This is a genomic window from Flavobacterium agricola, assembly GCF_025919725.1.
GTDB classification, from domain to species: domain Bacteria; phylum Bacteroidota; class Bacteroidia; order Flavobacteriales; family Flavobacteriaceae; genus Flavobacterium; species Flavobacterium agricola.
Genome location: NZ_CP081495.1, coordinates 709,617 through 725,655, shown reverse-complemented (window position 1 = coordinate 725,655; position 16,039 = coordinate 709,617). Strand labels below are relative to the sequence as shown.

General features: G+C 40.4%; 13 protein-coding genes and 2 pseudogenes. 2 read left to right on the top strand and 13 right to left on the bottom strand.

The features are described 5' to 3' along the window. Window positions 1–2: 2 nt before the first annotated feature. Window positions 3–2,441, bottom strand: a complete 2,439-nt coding sequence (locus K5I29_RS03575; RefSeq protein WP_264434481.1) for an RHS repeat domain-containing protein — start codon at window positions 2,439–2,441, stop codon at window positions 3–5. A gap of 63 nt (window positions 2,442–2,504) precedes the next feature. Here K5I29_RS03575 and K5I29_RS03570 point away from each other — a divergent pair. After that, window positions 2,505–3,862: pseudogene (locus K5I29_RS03570) on the top strand (IS3 family transposase). On the opposite strand, the gene K5I29_RS03565 reads toward K5I29_RS03570, so the two are convergent. From K5I29_RS03565 to K5I29_RS03520, 10 genes and pseudogenes are all read right to left on the bottom strand, one after another. Then, complete coding sequence (locus tag K5I29_RS03565; protein ID WP_264434480.1) at window positions 3,837–4,121, bottom strand: hypothetical protein; 285 nt, start codon at window positions 4,119–4,121, stop codon at window positions 3,837–3,839. The pseudogene K5I29_RS03570 and the gene K5I29_RS03565 overlap by 26 nt on opposite strands. A 27-nt stretch (window positions 4,122–4,148) precedes the next feature. After that, window positions 4,149–5,474: a conjugative transposon protein TraM gene (gene traM, locus K5I29_RS03560; protein WP_264434479.1), complete on the bottom strand. Its 1,326-nt coding sequence runs from the start codon at window positions 5,472–5,474 to the stop codon at window positions 4,149–4,151. Next, window positions 5,461–5,745 (bottom strand): nitrogen regulatory IIA protein, encoded by a 285-nt coding sequence (locus K5I29_RS03555; protein WP_264434478.1) that lies wholly within the window; start codon window positions 5,743–5,745, stop codon window positions 5,461–5,463. Before K5I29_RS03555 ends, traM begins: the two co-directional genes overlap by 14 nt. A 12-nt stretch (window positions 5,746–5,757) precedes the next feature. Continuing rightward, entirely contained in the window at window positions 5,758–6,186 is a 429-nt protein-coding gene (locus tag K5I29_RS03550) for a hypothetical protein (protein WP_264434477.1), read from the bottom strand. A gap of 10 nt (window positions 6,187–6,196) precedes the next feature. Further along, entirely contained in the window at window positions 6,197–6,820 is a 624-nt protein-coding gene (gene traK, locus K5I29_RS03545) for a conjugative transposon protein TraK (RefSeq protein ID WP_264434475.1), read from the bottom strand. Window positions 6,821–6,832: 12 nt separating this feature from the next. Further along, a complete protein-coding gene (gene traJ, locus K5I29_RS03540) occupies window positions 6,833–7,828 on the bottom strand; it encodes a conjugative transposon protein TraJ (protein ID WP_264434474.1) in 996 nt (331 codons plus the stop codon). A 3-nt stretch (window positions 7,829–7,831) separates the two neighbouring features. Continuing rightward, window positions 7,832–8,464, bottom strand: a complete 633-nt coding sequence (locus K5I29_RS03535) for a DUF4141 domain-containing protein (RefSeq protein WP_264434473.1) — start codon at window positions 8,462–8,464, stop codon at window positions 7,832–7,834. 19 nt (window positions 8,465–8,483) lie between these two features. Then, window positions 8,484–10,992 (bottom strand): annotated as a pseudogene (locus tag K5I29_RS03530) (TraG family conjugative transposon ATPase). Next, complete coding sequence (locus K5I29_RS03525) at window positions 10,989–11,321, bottom strand: DUF4133 domain-containing protein (protein ID WP_264434472.1); 333 nt, start codon at window positions 11,319–11,321, stop codon at window positions 10,989–10,991. Before K5I29_RS03525 ends, K5I29_RS03530 begins: the two are co-directional and overlap by 4 nt. Before the next feature lie 11 nt (window positions 11,322–11,332). After that, on the bottom strand, window positions 11,333–11,638 hold the full coding sequence (locus tag K5I29_RS03520) for a DUF4134 domain-containing protein (RefSeq protein WP_028069456.1): 306 nt from the start codon (window positions 11,636–11,638) through the stop codon (window positions 11,333–11,335). A gap of 286 nt (window positions 11,639–11,924) precedes the next feature. Here K5I29_RS03520 and K5I29_RS03515 point away from each other — a divergent pair, with 286 nt between their 5' ends. Then, on the top strand, window positions 11,925–15,083 hold the full coding sequence (locus K5I29_RS03515; protein ID WP_264434471.1) for an SIR2 family protein: 3,159 nt from the start codon (window positions 11,925–11,927) through the stop codon (window positions 15,081–15,083). Between the two features lie 35 nt (window positions 15,084–15,118). On the opposite strand, the gene K5I29_RS03510 is transcribed toward K5I29_RS03515, so the two are convergent. Then, window positions 15,119–15,757, bottom strand: coding sequence for a conjugal transfer protein TraD (locus tag K5I29_RS03510; RefSeq protein ID WP_264434470.1), 639 nt, complete (start codon window positions 15,755–15,757; stop codon window positions 15,119–15,121). Window positions 15,758–15,759: 2 nt separating this feature from the next. Continuing rightward, on the bottom strand, window positions 15,760–16,035 hold the full coding sequence (locus tag K5I29_RS03505; RefSeq protein WP_264434469.1) for a DUF3408 domain-containing protein: 276 nt from the start codon (window positions 16,033–16,035) through the stop codon (window positions 15,760–15,762). Window positions 16,036–16,039: the final 4 nt, after the last annotated feature.

Below are 16,039 nucleotides of genomic sequence, written 5' to 3'. Positions count from 1 at the left end.
AATTAAAAACCTGGTATTAATTTATAATTATATAAATCATTTGATTTGTATTTTGCTTGGAAATTTTGAAATTCTTCCATTGTTCTTGCCATATTGTGTTTTGCTGTAAAATCAATTGAATATTGGTATGCAGCATGTTCTGAATATGATTGTGAGTAATTGTTTCCAAAAATTGTCCTATGATAAGAATGAATCAATTCATGTCCTATTGTAACTTCTAAATGTAAAGGGTAATTTTTATATATATCAGAAATATAAATTCTATTATCTGGAGTATTAATCCCGCCAACACGTGAATCATTATTGATAATAGATTGATTATCTGGATTATAATACGCACCTTCTACTTCGCCTTTTTTCATTTGACTTCCCCATTTTAATGATTTAACGCCATATTTCACTTTATAATCTTCTCCAAATGCAGTTTTTGCAAACTCATCTAACTCAATGTTTTCAACTATTTTATGCGCTGCGTGATTTAAAGCACTTACAAAGAATCCTACAGCAGCCCCTTGCCATACATTACCGTTAGTTAATTTGGCAGCTATAGCTCCTGATGCAGTACCAAATAATATAGTTGCTGTACCAGAATCTCCTATACCAGCGATTACTCCAGTAAATTCAACACCAGTAGAAACTAAACTAGATACCATTGCACTAACAAAACTTGTCTCAAAACTTCCACCTGTAATACCGCTAATAAAACCTTGTGAAATACCATGCATAACTGCCTGGGTACCAGTAATCAACCCTACGTCTAATTTGGTTAGTACATAATCAGCAGGAAGATTACTTAAAAAGCTGCTTACTAGATTACCTATTCCAAAAGATACTGCTCCACTTACAGCTCCTATTGTTGTAGATTTTAACAAACCTAAAGCAGAAAATTCCGTCCAAGTTGTTAAGCCAACCATAGTGTATGCAAATGCGCTTACAACTGCAGCTTTTACAACTGCAGCTGCAAATACTGTCATTCCAAACAATTCACCACTTGGATCTATGTATTTTAACGGATTATTCCAAGCATATCCATAACGATTGTAGTTTTGTGAGTTAGACGGATCTTGTATAAAGTTATCAGGGCTTAAAAATTGTTTCAATATAGGATCATAAATTCTACCATTCATATGAATGATCCCCACCTCGTTAAAATGTTCGTGTCCTGTATAGCCACGATCTAAGAATACAAGGTACGCATTTTCCCCTTCTGCATAGTTATGACTGACATTGTTTTCTAGCTTGGTTACATTACCCCATGGGTCAAATAAACGTCTTTCTATAGCAAAGCTACCGTTTGCGTCAAAAACTTCAGTAATTGATCCCTGAAAGTCCCTGCCTAAATAATAAAAGCTTTCATTACTTTTTATTTTTGAGTTTAAATTAACATCTGTTATATAAATATACGGTGTTTCGTATGGAGAACCTAAATAATTAATAATTTTTGCATTTTGGTTTTCATCTACAGCTATTTCAACAGTACCATTTGGAGCATAATATTTAGTAGTTTTCTCATTGGTTATCAGATTGTTTTTTACAGCCTTAATGCGAGAACTGTTAATACCGTACTCAAAATCTATAATACCTCTATTCTCTTCCTTAATATTTAAAGGACGTTTAAAACCATCATAAACTACCGTTTGAGTAGATCTATTATTATAATAGCTCGCTCCATTTTCATTTAAAGCAATTGTTTCCTTTTTGTATTTGGCAGCCGTATTGTAACTGTATTGACCTACTTGGCTGTTTTGGTTAATTCTACCATCAGAAATGTATGTATTAGAATTGGTACCTAACGGAGACGACCAAGTTAACAACCTATCAAAAGTATCATAGGTAAAGTTTTCTTCCCAACCAAAGTGCGTATCTTTTCTTTTAATAAGTAAACCTCTATCAACTTGATATTGATACTCTTTATTGGATAACCATTGCGTTTCATTTCTATTTCTAATATTGATTAGGTTTCCATAAAGATCAAAATCATGTTCTACAAAAATAGCTTCTCCTAATTTTTGTTTTAAAGCTTCCCCTCTTTGACTTTTTAAAGTTACTTCCCAAATCGTTTTGCCTACCGTACCATTTGTTACTTCTTTAACTGACATTACCTCTCCATTATACGGATTGTATTGATGGTTTAATGTTACATTCTGTAGTATTTGTCCGTCTTTTATAACTTCAGAGCTTGAATTATTAACCCGCCCTATTGCATCATAGTTTACAATTTCTTTAAAGCTAAAATAAGGAGTAGTATTTGTTTGTTCTGAAATCCTAAAATAGTTATCATAATTTACGGTATTAGCGAATGAATTACCTTCATTTGTCCCCTCTTCTTTAATAAGCAAGTTTTTTAAAGCTGGGCTGTAAGTATAAAACACTTCTAAATTAGATTTCCCTGTTGTTTTTTTGCTTAACAGCCTTCCTGATTCATTGTAAATCGTCAGCAAAAAGTGGACACATAAAATAGAAAAGTTAAGATAGTGTTTAAACGAAAAACATTACTTTTAATTATGGCTACATCTAAAAAGAAAACTCCAGAAAAGTTTGTAAAAGATATTCGCAACAACACGCGTCGAATCTTTACAGCAGAACAAAAGATTTTAATCGTTATGGAAGCCTTGCGAGCCGAAATCTCTGTATCAGAGTTATGTCGAAAGTATAGCATCTCTCAATCTCAATTCTATAAATGGAATAAAGAGTTTTTAGAAGCAGGTAAAAAAAGGTTATCTGGCGATATTACACGTGAAGCAACTAGTGATGAAGTTTCTGATTTGCGTAAAGAAAACCTGCGTTTAAAAGAAATTATAGCTGACTTAGTGGTTCGTTATGATATTGTAAAAAAAACCTCGGATTCGTTGGATTAAAAAATAAATTCGGGAGATACATGCGATTAACAGCTAGTGAAAAATATGAAATAATCCAAATAGTTACTCGCTCAGAAATTGGCGTAAAGCGGACCCTACAAGAGTTTGGTATTGCCAGAAGTACCTTTTACAAATGGTATGCGAGTTACCTGGAAAATGGATTTAAAGGACTTGAACCCAAGCATCAGACCGTATATCGAAAATGGAACAGTATTCCTGAATCACAAAAAGATGTACTAGTTGAGCTAGCCTTGGATTATCCAGAGTTATCCGCTAGAGAATTAGCTTTTAAAATGACCGATGAGTTGGGCGTCTACATTTCAGAATCGAGTGTTTATCGCATTTTAAGACAAAGAGATTTGTTACCAGCCCCTAGTCATATTTTAATTGAAGCCGCGAATGAGTTTAAAGATAAAACTAATTTTGTTCATCAAATGTGGCAGACTGACTTTACTTATTTTAAGATAATTGGTTGGGGATGGTATTATTTAAGTACAATTTTAGACGATTACAGCCGCTATATCATTCATTGGGAGTTATGCAGCTCAATGAAGGCTGAAGATGTAAAAAGAACCGTCAAAACGGCTATTGAAAAGGCAAAGTTAAAAACCAAACAAAAGCCTAAGTTGCTTTCTGACAATGGACCGTGCTACGTATCAAATGAACTGAGTGATTACTTAAAAAACACGCAGAAAATGAAACATATTCGAGGTAAACCACTACACCCACAAACGCAGGGAAAGATTGAAAGATACCACAGAACAATGAAAAACGTTATGAAATTAGATCATTATTACCATCCTGAAGAATTAATACAAGCATTAGAAAAGTTCGTAGAAAATTATAACAACAGTAGGTATCATGAGGCTATAAATAATTTAACACCTGCAGATGTGTACTTTGGTAGATCAGACCAAATTTTAAAACAAAGAGAAATAATTAAAAATCAAACTTTTGCAAAAAGAAAACAACTGTATTTTAAAGAAAAAATAATACATTTATAAAACAAAAACGCTCTCTTAATTTTTTTAAACAAAGTGTCTCAATTCTTTTGACAACATACACACTGCCCAAATCCACGTAGCGGATGGCGGACGGGAATATGAGGTGCGAGGTCTTGCTGTACGTCACCTGCATTTCGTAAGGCTCAACCTTGCCCATGCTCAATTTTGTTGTACTGGATGCGACTTGCTGTGCATTTGCACCTGTAATAAAGAGGGTCAAACAGACCAGTGCCAAGAGGTTTTTAAATATTGCGTTCATTTTCTTTCTGATTTTTAGTGTTGAACATTAGTTTTTTGAAACGAGGAATAGCTGATGACCGGCTTTAACCGTTACTTTGGGTGTCCGCACTTTCTTGGAGAAGTAACCCGATACACCCTGCACCACACCACGGGAAAGGTCGCCTGCCATCTGTTGCCCTGCCGAACGGGTCATCATGATGGAAGTACCGGAGGTTTGGCTCATGTTGGAGGCTATCTCTGTAAGGGCATTCATTTCGGGTGAATATGGTACATATAGCCCTTGCTGTCCGTCCACATCATACACGGTTATATCGACCGGAATAATGTTGCCCTCAAATTCGATGGATGTTACCTTTAACTGTAACCTGCCACTTTGAAACTTGGCATTTGCCGTCAGTACCGTTCCTGCCGGAATGGAGCGAACAGGCGTTTTTGCTGTTTCCAACAGGCGCAACCGTACACCGCTTTCGCCTGTCACGACCTGTGTTTCCTGTACTACCGCCTTGATGCTGTTTTTCGGCTGTATGACCTGTTCCGAAACGCCTGCCGTATAAAAGCCACGGTTTCGGGTTTCGTTCCAGTTTGCCAAAAAAGCACTGTCGGTCGGTTCACGGTACAATGCGGAAACCGCATTTTTCCTTACAGGGGTGAACGCCACGAAATGTTCCTTTTGTGAGGTACTCTTTGCCGAAACTGTTGTGTCCGTATTTTCCCCCTGTGCCGGAGACTGTGGCAGGTAACGGGATGCCATTTCGTATGACTTTTCCATCAAAGCCAACTGGTCATCCACGGTCGTTACAGGCGGTACGTCCTTTTCTGCCAGTTGTTCTTTCAGTTCCTCAACCTGCCTGCGGAGTTCCTGCGTTTCGTAATCGCTGTTGTCGTAGAACGAGGTCAGCGTACTTTGTGCATTGCGGTAGCTGTTCAAAGCAGGGTTGCTGTTCCTGCGTGTACCACCGCCGTAAGCGTAACCGTCTTCGTAGCCCTCATCCGGTTGCTCCGCTTCCGGATCGGCGATACTGTCCTCGCTCCAATAGTCGGATAATGACAGGAGCGCATTGCGCTTTTCCTCCATTTTCTGTTCGAGCATTTCCTGTTCATAAGCCTTTTGCTTATCGGATTGAAGCACTGCATCTGTTGCCTGTGGTACGGCATCGTTCAGACCAATATCCTCAACCTTTTGCTTGTCGGAAGATGGTTTGAAGATTAAATATATACAGCCGAAGAACACCACGCCCATAAGGGCAAAAATGATAGGCTTCTTTAACTTTTCGGCTTTGTTCTGCGCACCGTCCTGCGGTGCATCCATTCCGTTTTTGGGGTCGTCATCTTCGACCAAAAAACTTACCCTTTTGTTTTCACTGTCTTTCATAATTTTTACCTTTTAAAATTGTTTTAATACTGTCCTGCGGAGAAACCGAGGAATTGTTTTGCCTAATAGGGTTTTCGATATGCTCAATGGTCATAGTATTATCGGGCTGTGCTACATCGTAGCAGATTTTCAACAGTACGATAATGGACAATAGCGCATAGCCCGAAAAGAGCAGTAGCGTATAGCGGTGCTGTTTTTTGACAGGCATCGCTCGCCACTGTCCATCGAGTTTGTCAAACCAATTATTGATTGCCGTTCTTAGATTTTTCATGCCTAACCCGTTTTAGAGACTGAACCGTTTCTGCCTGTGAACCGCCTTTTGCTCCTGTGCATCGCTCACCATAGCGATTGCCTCCTTTGCTTTGGGAGCGGTCACGACCGACAGGTCGGTCAGTTCCGTTTGTTTCAGTAATTGCCCGAATTGGTCTTTTCTTGCAACTTCCATTTTATGGAGGAAGAATTTCCCGTTTAGGTACTTCACCCACATACAGCATTCTACATAGGGTTTGTTATCGCCTGCCCATTGCAGAAAGCCCGTCAATAATAACTGCGACTTTGGTACGCCCTCCGCACCCTTTCGGCAGTTTTCGAGGTATTCACTTATGCTGTCTTTCAGTTTTCCGGCATACGCTCCCTGCGTATGGAAATAGCCGTTATACCCCTTTGCGGTAAGGATTTTGGCGAATGTGTTCAAATCTGATATTGCTTCCATAATCTTTATTTTAGCGGTCAACGACTTCTACATCCCTGTTTTCCAACACGGCAAATTTTTCGATATTGAAGCCCTGGGGATTGTTGTCGGACTTGACCGAGTTTAACAATAGGCACGAGCTGACTAAACTTCGTTTGGTCACATTACTTGGACGGATGATAAACTGTTTGGCATACGTCCTTACGGCATAGGGATAGGTGTCGAAGTTGCAGACCACGCTGTCCACTTCGATACGCTGTTGCACGTTGCCCGAAATGATACGGTTGTAGTAGCCCTTTTCCGAAAGGTCTTTGTAATAATCGAATGCCGATTTGTCGGCAAGATTAAAAGCCCTTTTCATGTTGCTTTCGATGGCGTTCTTATCCGGTGCGAGCGTAAAGAACAGTTCATGGAAACGCTTAACGTGTTCCCTTGCCTCAACGGGTCTGTTGATGCTTGCATCCTGTGCCAGTGCCAGCATCAAGGATTTACCGTTGTCCAGTACATATATTTTTTGGCGTTGTGCCTCCGCAAACTGGTAGGACTGCCATACGGCATATCCTACCACGCAGGTGCAGAGTACGGCAAATACAATGGCGTACAGCCGTATTTGCCTAAAGCTGTTTTCGATATTTCTTAGTGTCTTAAATTCCATTGCTTCCTGATTTTATTTGTTCATTAACCTGCCACCGATATTGCCTGCAACAGCCCCTGTTCCGGCTCCGGCGATGTTTCCGCTTTTCGATGCTGTCTGATTGACGTTGCGCATGAAGTTCCCTGCGCCTCCGGCTTGGATAACCCAACCTGCCACTGTTGGAATGGTGAAATAGCCCACTATGCCAATCAGCATGAAAATGATGTACACCGTATTGGATGTGTCTGGGATATAGGTCGGGTCGGCGAGCATATCAATATCCCGTTCGATGATGAGGGATTGAATTTTTGCAAGCATGGAGCTGAATATATCGGCGATGGGCAACCACAGGTACACGCTGATATATCGGGTCAGCCATTGCGTAAGTGTGGATTGAAAACCATCCCATACACTTATCGCAAAGGCTATCGGCCCGAGGATGGACAGTACGATAAGGAAGAACGTCCGTATGGTGTCGATGACCAAAGCGGAGGCTTGGAAAAGTATTTCCAATAGGTTGCGAAACCATTCCTTTATGGCTTTCTCAATCTTATAGGCTTGTCGGTCAAGGTACATTCCAGACATCGTAGCCAAATCGGACGGCGACCACCCCAATTCGTCCAGTTTCTTATCAAATTCCTCATCGCTTACGAGGTAAGCGGTTTCGGGATTGCGGAGCATCGCCTCCCTCTCCAATAGGTCTTTTTGTTGCTGTAACTTGTTTAGGTCAAGCACTTGGTTTTCGAGCATGGCGTGTGTGCCTTTTACCACCGGAGACATTACCGCATTGATAGTTCCCAATACGATGGTCGGAAAGAACATAATGGCAAGCCCTATGGCGAAAGGTCGCAGGAGCGGAAACACGTCTATCGGTTCTGCACGGCTCAATGCCTGCCACACTTTCAGTGCTACGTAGAACAGTGCGCCCAATCCGGCGATACCCTTTGCCACTGTCGCCATATCGGCGGACAGTGGGAGCATCTCATCGTAAAGCGAGCGCAGGAGTTCGTGAAGATTGTTCCATTCCATAGCTTACCAGTATTTTTGTTCAGCAGTGCCGTACAGTTCAAGCACCCTCTTGGTGTTGTTCTGTTTTTTAGCCCTCAAAATGCTCACGGAGATATTCTTGTTGGTGAAATAGCGGACAAGGCTATGGTAATCCTTGACCTCTTTGTAAACCCTGTCGATAATGTCCATACGTTCCTTATCGTTCAGTGAAAGCGAGGTAGAGGTAACAATCTGTTTCAGTTCTTTGAGTAGTTCGGTACTCTCGTTCAATAGCGTGGAATAACCATTGGCAATTGCCGTCAGTTCCTGCGGACTGAAATTCGGGTCGTTCATCATTTTACCGAAATTCTGCACGTACATTTCGGACACATCGCCTACGAGTAGCACCGTTTGTTGCACTTTTCGGGCATCTTTCACAAGGTTGTTTACCGCTTTCAATTTGTCGTAATACTCCTTACCCTGTTCATACACTTTTTTTACCTCGTTGAAATTCTTCACTACATTCGATACAGTGGAAGAGGTCTGCACAATTTCATTGGCGGAGTTGATGATACCCGATGCCAGATTTGACGGGTCAACTACCACCCATTGTGCCTTTGCGGACGGTGCAACGGCAAGCATAAATGTCGTACACACCAGTAACATTACTTTTTTCATTGTTCTGATTTTTAAATGATTAATAATTATTTGTGTTCTCACGCCTTTGCCCAGCAATGCGCTTTATCGCCAGTTCCACATTGCCCTCCAGTTCGGAAGCCAGTTGCATGACCTCCATTTTTTCGGTTTCCTCCGTGGTGTAGGCGAGGTATTCTTCGAGCGAAACCTCTGTGGCATACACGGCGGAATGCGTACCGCCAAGCCCAATCCACACCTCTTTGTAAAGCCTTGACGGGTCGTTGTTCATGTTGATGGAAAGGATTTGGGATTTTTCCTTTTCCGTCAGTCCGAGCATCGCTTGGATGTCATCGAATTTGTTCATGTACTTGCGTTGGTCTAAGAGGATTTTACAGTCGGAATTGTTGATGATACTTTCCTTGACCACGGGTGACTGGATGATGTCGTCCACCTCCTGCGTGACCACGATGGCCTCACCAAAAAATTTGCGGACGGTTTTAAAAAGGTACTTGATGTACTCCGCCATTCCCTCTTTGGCGATGGCTTTCCACGCTTCCTCAATCAGTATTAGCTTACGTACACCTTTGAGCCTGCGCATCTTGTTGATGAAGACCTCCATAATGATGATGGTCACTATGGGAAAGAGGATTTTGTGGTCTTTAATCGCATCAATTTCAAACACGATAAAGCGTTTGGAAAGTAGGTCAAGTTGTTTATCTGAATTGAGCAGGTAATCGTATTCACCCCCACGATAGTAAGGTTCTAATACATTTAGAAAACCTGCAACGTCAAAGTCTTTTTCCCTTACCTGTTTTTCTTCCAGTACCCTTTTGTAGTCGCCTTTTACGTACTCGTAAAATGCATTGAAAGAGGGATATTCATCGCTCTGCTTGATACGGTCGATATAACCGCTCACTGCGTTGGACAACGCCACTTCCTCCGAACGGGTCGGCGGTTCGTCATCACGCTTCCATAAGGTCAGTATCAAAGTCTTGATACTTTCCCTTTTCTCGATGTCGAAAACACCATCGTCCGTGTAAAATGGATTGAATGCAATCGGGTTGTCTTCCGTGTAAGTGAAGTAAACACCATCCTCACCTTTGGTCTTGCCCTTAATCAACTCACACAATCCTTGATAAGAGTTTCCGGTGTCCACCAGCAGGACGTGCGCACCTTGCTCATAGTATTGGCGTACCATGTGATTGGTAAAAAAAGACTTACCCGAACCCGATGGCCCCAAAATAAATTTGTTACGGTTCGTGATAATACCTTTTTTCATGGGCAGGTCGGAAATGTCCAAATGGATCGGTTTTCCCGTAAGCCTGTCCGCCATCTTGATACCGAAAGGTGATGGCGAACTTTGGTAATTGGTTTCCTCGGTGAAGAAGCACAGTGCAGGCTCGATGAACGTATAAAAACTTTCCTCTGCCGGGAAGTCACCTGCATTGCCCGGCATGCCCGCCCAATACAGCGTTGCAACATCTACCGTGTTATGCCTCGGTCTGCATTCCATCAATGCCAACGCACTGCCCGTATCGTTCTTTAGCTGTTTGAGTTCGTACGGGTCATCCGACCACGCCATCACATTGAAGTGCGCACGGATTGAGGAAAGCCCAAAGCTATGCGCTTCATTCAGATATTTCTCAATCCACTCTTTGTTAATCTGATTGGCACGACTATACCTTGCCAGTGAGTGCATATTACGGGCTGACTTTTCAAACTTGCGTAGGTTCTCATCGCTGTTATCCAAAAACAAATATTGGTTGTAGATGTGGTTGCAACTAAGGAGCAAGCCAACCGGAGCGGCAAAGGACAACAGGCAATCGCTCCTGTCCGTGGACAGCTTTTCATACCTCGTATTTGCCGATACCATGTTGGGTAAATCGTCCGTATCGGACAAGGTGTGCATGCACAGCCTTTTGTTGCCGATACGCACATCCTCACTGCCCAAAGCTATATCCTGCATGGGCGTTCCGGTTTCTCCTCGACAGGGTAAGGTATTGTTCGAGCAGCCCCTGTGTACCGTCTGTGCCAATGATGTCACCCTCGGACAAGCGTTCCAGTTTCACAAAACCGCTGTCATTGATAATCCGCTCAAACTGTGCAACCGTCTCCATGAAGCGGCGTATGGTTTCTTTATCTCTAATTTCTTTCGGGATAAGGACACCTCTGCAAAGCGAACTAAAGTTGCTCTGCATCCGCATCCGCTCTTTGGTCGTCTTGGTCAAAAAGAGGTAGCAGTAATGGTTTAAAAAAGGACGTTCGTTAAAATGTTGCTGATAGGATTTCGCAAGAAAACTTTGGTCTTCCTGTGCAATATCCGGCGCATAACTTTCCTTGATGTACCAATCCTGTTTGTGGACAATGGCGTAATCCGGCAAGGTCTTGATAGCCTTGTGCCATGCTGAATGTATGGCATCGTACTCTGCCGATGCTACGGTGAACAGTTCCGGCAGGTGTACTCGAAAGCAAGCCGTGATGTCCGCATCCTTTGAAATGATGCAGTTGTGTTCCACCGCCAGTAATGGAAACTTGCTTTCGAGAGTTGTGGCTTTTCCTGTATTTCTCATAGGGCATTGGATTTAGGGGTGCATTTCAGATAGCGATGTACGGATCTGCGACAGATGATATATTTCGGATGCCTTTTCTTTGCCCCGACTTTCATCAATCCGTATTCGCCATATTTGCCGTTCAATGCGAATGTCTGCCAAACGATAAGCGATGCTCCGCCTGCCCCGACAAACAGACAGATGTATGAGTTTACACCTGCCATGTACATTATCATGACGAGGATAAGCACACCGAGCAGACCTCCGGCGAAGATGAACAGGTACTGTGCTTTCAGCCCTTTGAACTCAACCGTCCTACCGATACCTTTATTGATATTGTAGTTGCTCATAATACGCCAGATTAAAGGAAGAATGAACGGAGAATGGTCGCTGCGACTATAAGGAAGATACAAGCCCCAAACCACGACGCCGCAGTCTTGCTTGTATCGGGGTCACCACTACTAAATTTGTTGTACACCTTTACGCCTCCGATTAGCCCAACCACTGCACCAATTGCATAGATTAATTGGGTTGCAGGGTCGAAGTAACTCGTTACCATCTGCGTGGCTTCGGTGATACCTGCCGAGCCGTTGCCCTGTGCGAACACACCAAATGCCGACAGGAACGCGACGCCTGTCAGCAACACTTTTTTGCTTTGTTTTTCCATGATTAAACTGAATTAAATTGTTATTGCCTGCCCACCCCGTGTGGGCTTTTGCAACAAAAGTCTTATGGAAATCGAAGCGGTACGGGAAAGTGGAATTCAGCGGAATTAGTTGGCAGTGAGTGGCGATTAGACACTCAAAAATTAGTATTTTAGCAAATAATTGAATCAAGCAAAACTTTTAAGTGTTTCAAAACTGATTTGAACATTACTTATTGTTAATCGCTCATTTTTCATGGTAGAAATTATAGGACTTTTATGTTCCTGAATAACTTGGAATTATTACTTTATGACGGAAAATATACAACTTGAATATGATGCCTTTTTAAGGTCATTTAAAAGAAATGTGGATGTTCCACATTCATTTTTATTAGGTGCAGGAGCTTCAATTAGTTCTGGAATTCAATCTGCATACGATTGTATTTGGGAATGGAAGAAGGATATCTATCTTTCGAAAAATATAAATTCCGCAGAGTTTTATAAAAACTACAAAAATGAATCTGTCCGAAAGAGCATTCAAAACTGGTTAGATAATCAAGGAGAATATCCTCCTATAGATTCTCCTAATGAATATTCTTTTTATGCCGAAAAAGCTTATCCTATTGCCGATGATAGACGGAAATATTTTTTCAGTCTCATTGAAAATAAAGAACCCTATATCGGATATAAATTACTTTGCACGTTAGCTGAACATAACATTGTCAAATCCGTTTGGACGACAAATTTTGATGGGTTAATTGTTCGTTCAGCACATCAGAATAAACTGACACCAATAGAGGTAACATTAGATAACGCTGATAGAATTTATAGAAATCAAAGTAGTAAAGAGTTGCTAACTATCGCCTTACATGGTGATTACAAATTCTCTACTCTGAAGAATACGGAAAAGGAGTTAGATAATCAAAATGATACTTTTATAGAGCATTTTTCTAATTATCACATTGATAAAAACCTAATAGTGTTAGGCTATAGTGGCAGAGATAAGTCTCTTATGGACGCAATTTTTATGGCGTTCTCCAAAAAAGGCTCTGGTAGATTATATTGGTGTGGATTTGGTGACCAAATAAATAAAGAAGTATCTGATTTGATTTCAAAAATCAGGAAGTCGGGACGAGAAGCATATTACATATCAACTGATGGTTTCGATAAGACCTTAATACATTTATCAAAATCGGCATTTGAGGGAAATTCTGAAATTGAGCAACAAATCCAAAAAGCTTTGGAGTCCTCAAAAGATGAAGAATATTTTAAAACAGAGTTTAGCCTAAATATTAAGAAAACCGATAAATACATAAAAAGCAACCTTCATGCTGTTACATTTCCAAAAGAAGTTTTTCAGTTTGAGATAGATTATAAAGATGAAAGACCGTGGAGTTTTTTAAAGGAAATAACAAAGGAAACAAGTATATGTGCAGTACCTTTTAAAGGTAAGGTCTATGCTGTCGGAACGTTAACAGACATAGATAAAGTTTTCAAAGCACACCTAAAATCGGAAATAAAAAGAGAGCCTATTTCAAAATATGATGTAGAAAATGTTTCTGCCTTTCAGTCTTTAATGTTAAAAGCAGTCTTGAAATATATTATCAACAAGTATGAAATAGATACGAATTTCAAGGATAAAATTTGGTTAAAATCTATCGTTGGTAAATACGATGAGATTAACATACACAAGGCATTGTTTCTTTCGTTTTACTTCGATAAAAACAGCAAATTTGCATATTTATCTTTCGTTCCTGCCGTTCATCTTACTTCTAATAACGAGATTTCAAAACAGCATAAACAATCGATAAGTAAAGGGCAATTAGAAAAATTATACAACAATAAATATGATGAATTATTGAATTTTTGGAATGGAATTATATTTCCAGAAAGGAATTTAAAATTCGAATATCCCGAAAAGTCGGGAACTGGATTTGAGTTTCAAATATCTTCCAATACTGCATTTGGTGAAATTAATGTTTTAGACCCAAATTTTCGGACATATAATCCGAATAATTATAACAAAAGGCAAACCCAATTTAGAGGTGTTCAGTTTTTAGAACCACAGTTGATGTTCCGAAATGTTGCATCAGATATCGAATTCAAAGATTATCACCCGATGAGAGGTTTAGTCAATAATAGGCCTTTTGATGTCAATTTAAATGGATTAGTCTATTCGACGGAGGTAAATCTCACCGTCATATGCGGTAGAAATTATGCTGACAAACTATTTGATTTCCTTTCAGAATTAAATTCAAAGCATGCGCCAGAAAACAACAATTCTGACTACTTAATCGAATATCCTGGTTTTTTATCTACATACAATTTACCTATAAATATACCGAATGCTGATAATAGCGAAAAATGGGTAGATATTAATTTTAAAGCGGATAGTGTGGAGGAAAATCATACAAATGCTTTGAAATTAGCAAGATTGATAACATCGAGAATAGAACAATTAGCGAATACTCAAAGTGTGGGACCTGTCGTGATATTTATTCCCAATGAATGGCAACCATTTGAGAATTACACTAATCAAGGTGAAACTTTTGACTTACATGATTACGTCAAGGCATTTTCTGCTTCCAAAGGCGTTACTACCCAATTAATAAGAGAGGAGACATTAGATGATAAATTGAAGTGTCAAATTTATTGGTGGCTTTCACTATCCTTTTACGTTAAATCACTTAGAACACCTTGGCTGTTATATGGTCAAGAGAAAAACACAGCTTATGCAGGAATTGGGTATAGTATTTCACATAGGGGAGATAAATCTGAAATTGTTATCGGTTGTAGTCATATTTACGATTCTAATGGTCAAGGGTTAAAATATAGGCTTTCAAAAATTGATAATTATTTTTTAGATAATCAAAATAACCCTTATCTGTCTTTTAAGGAAGCTTTTCAATTTGGGGTATCAATCCATGAACTATTTTATCAGTCGATGGACAAAATACCTGAAAGAGTGGTGATACACAAAAGAACCAAGTTTACGGAGGATGAAATTAACGGTATAAAAGGAAGTCTTAATAAAGCTGGAATAAAAAAGATTGACCTTATAGAAATAAATTACGAAGCAGATGCACGGTTCTTAGCAATGAGTGTGTATCAGAATAATTTACAAATTGACAAATTCCCAATCTCAAGAGGTACTTGCATTGTGACAAATAAACATACAGCTCTGTTATGGACACATGGTATAGTACCTTCTGTACGACAACCTAACTATAAATTTTATTTAGGGGGTCGGAGTATCCCTGCACCGATAAAAATAATTAAGCATTATGGTGAATCGAATATAGATATTATTGCGAGAGAAATATTAGGATTAACTAAGATGAATTGGAACTCTCTTGATTTATATTCTAAACTTCCTGCGACAATTGATTCATCAAATCAGATTGCTCGAATTGGTAAACTGCTTTCAAGATTTGAGGGAAAATCGTATGATTATAGACTTTTTATATAACTTCGTAATCAAGACCAAATAATAAGGGAGTTTGTTCACACAAACTCCCCAATGTCGAAATCCTCTAAATCACTTTTCCGCAAATCGGGAGAACTGAAATCCGTTCCGGCGGAGAGGCTCTTGTCCAACAATTCTGCAATCTTCCGTGAAGCCCCATCCATTGAGTTTTCGAGCAGACTTAACAATTCCGTTCCCTGTAATCGCTGAACTATATCCACCGCTTTCTGTTGCTGGGCAGGTTCAAGTGTATCTTGCTCCAACCATGCCCCCACGGTTGTCAGTTCATCAAAGGTAACCCCTGTGGCAAACTCATTGTCGCTGTCCTCAAACCCGTACTCATCCCATTCGTCTTCCTGATTTTCAAAATCGGACATACTCCCGAAAACTTCATCCGGCTCTCCCTCAATCTGCGGATTTTCCAATCCAAAACCTATCCCGTAGGTTTCTGTACCAAAATTATCAGCTATCCCGTCACGTTCGCCCGATTGTCTCTTTGTGGCATCCAGTGGCAAGGTGTGGCGTTCCACAGGTTTTGGAAGCCCCATAATATCCGGCAGGTCGGGACTTTTCTTTTCCGGCTTTATTTCCCTGCGGATAGTCTTATGGATGACCACCTTATCTTTCAGCAAAAGGATGATGACGATGATAAGGCATATTACAATCAATGTTTCCATAGCTATAATATTGGCTTTTGGTTTCGGGCATGGATTGTATTTATTTCCTCGCCGAAATCCTCAAAGTGGTATTTCAGTACACTGTGCAGGTAATCGGTAAGCGTAATATCTCCTTCTCCGAGAATACAGACGATACGGGATAATTTCTTGTGGAAATCGGGGCAGATATATACCGACTTTCCACACCGTGCGACAACTCCGGTCGGTCTTAGAAAAGCCGACTTGTATCGGGCTATGCGCAGTACTTTTTTCTGTTGGTTTTGCTGTGTCTTGTTCATAATC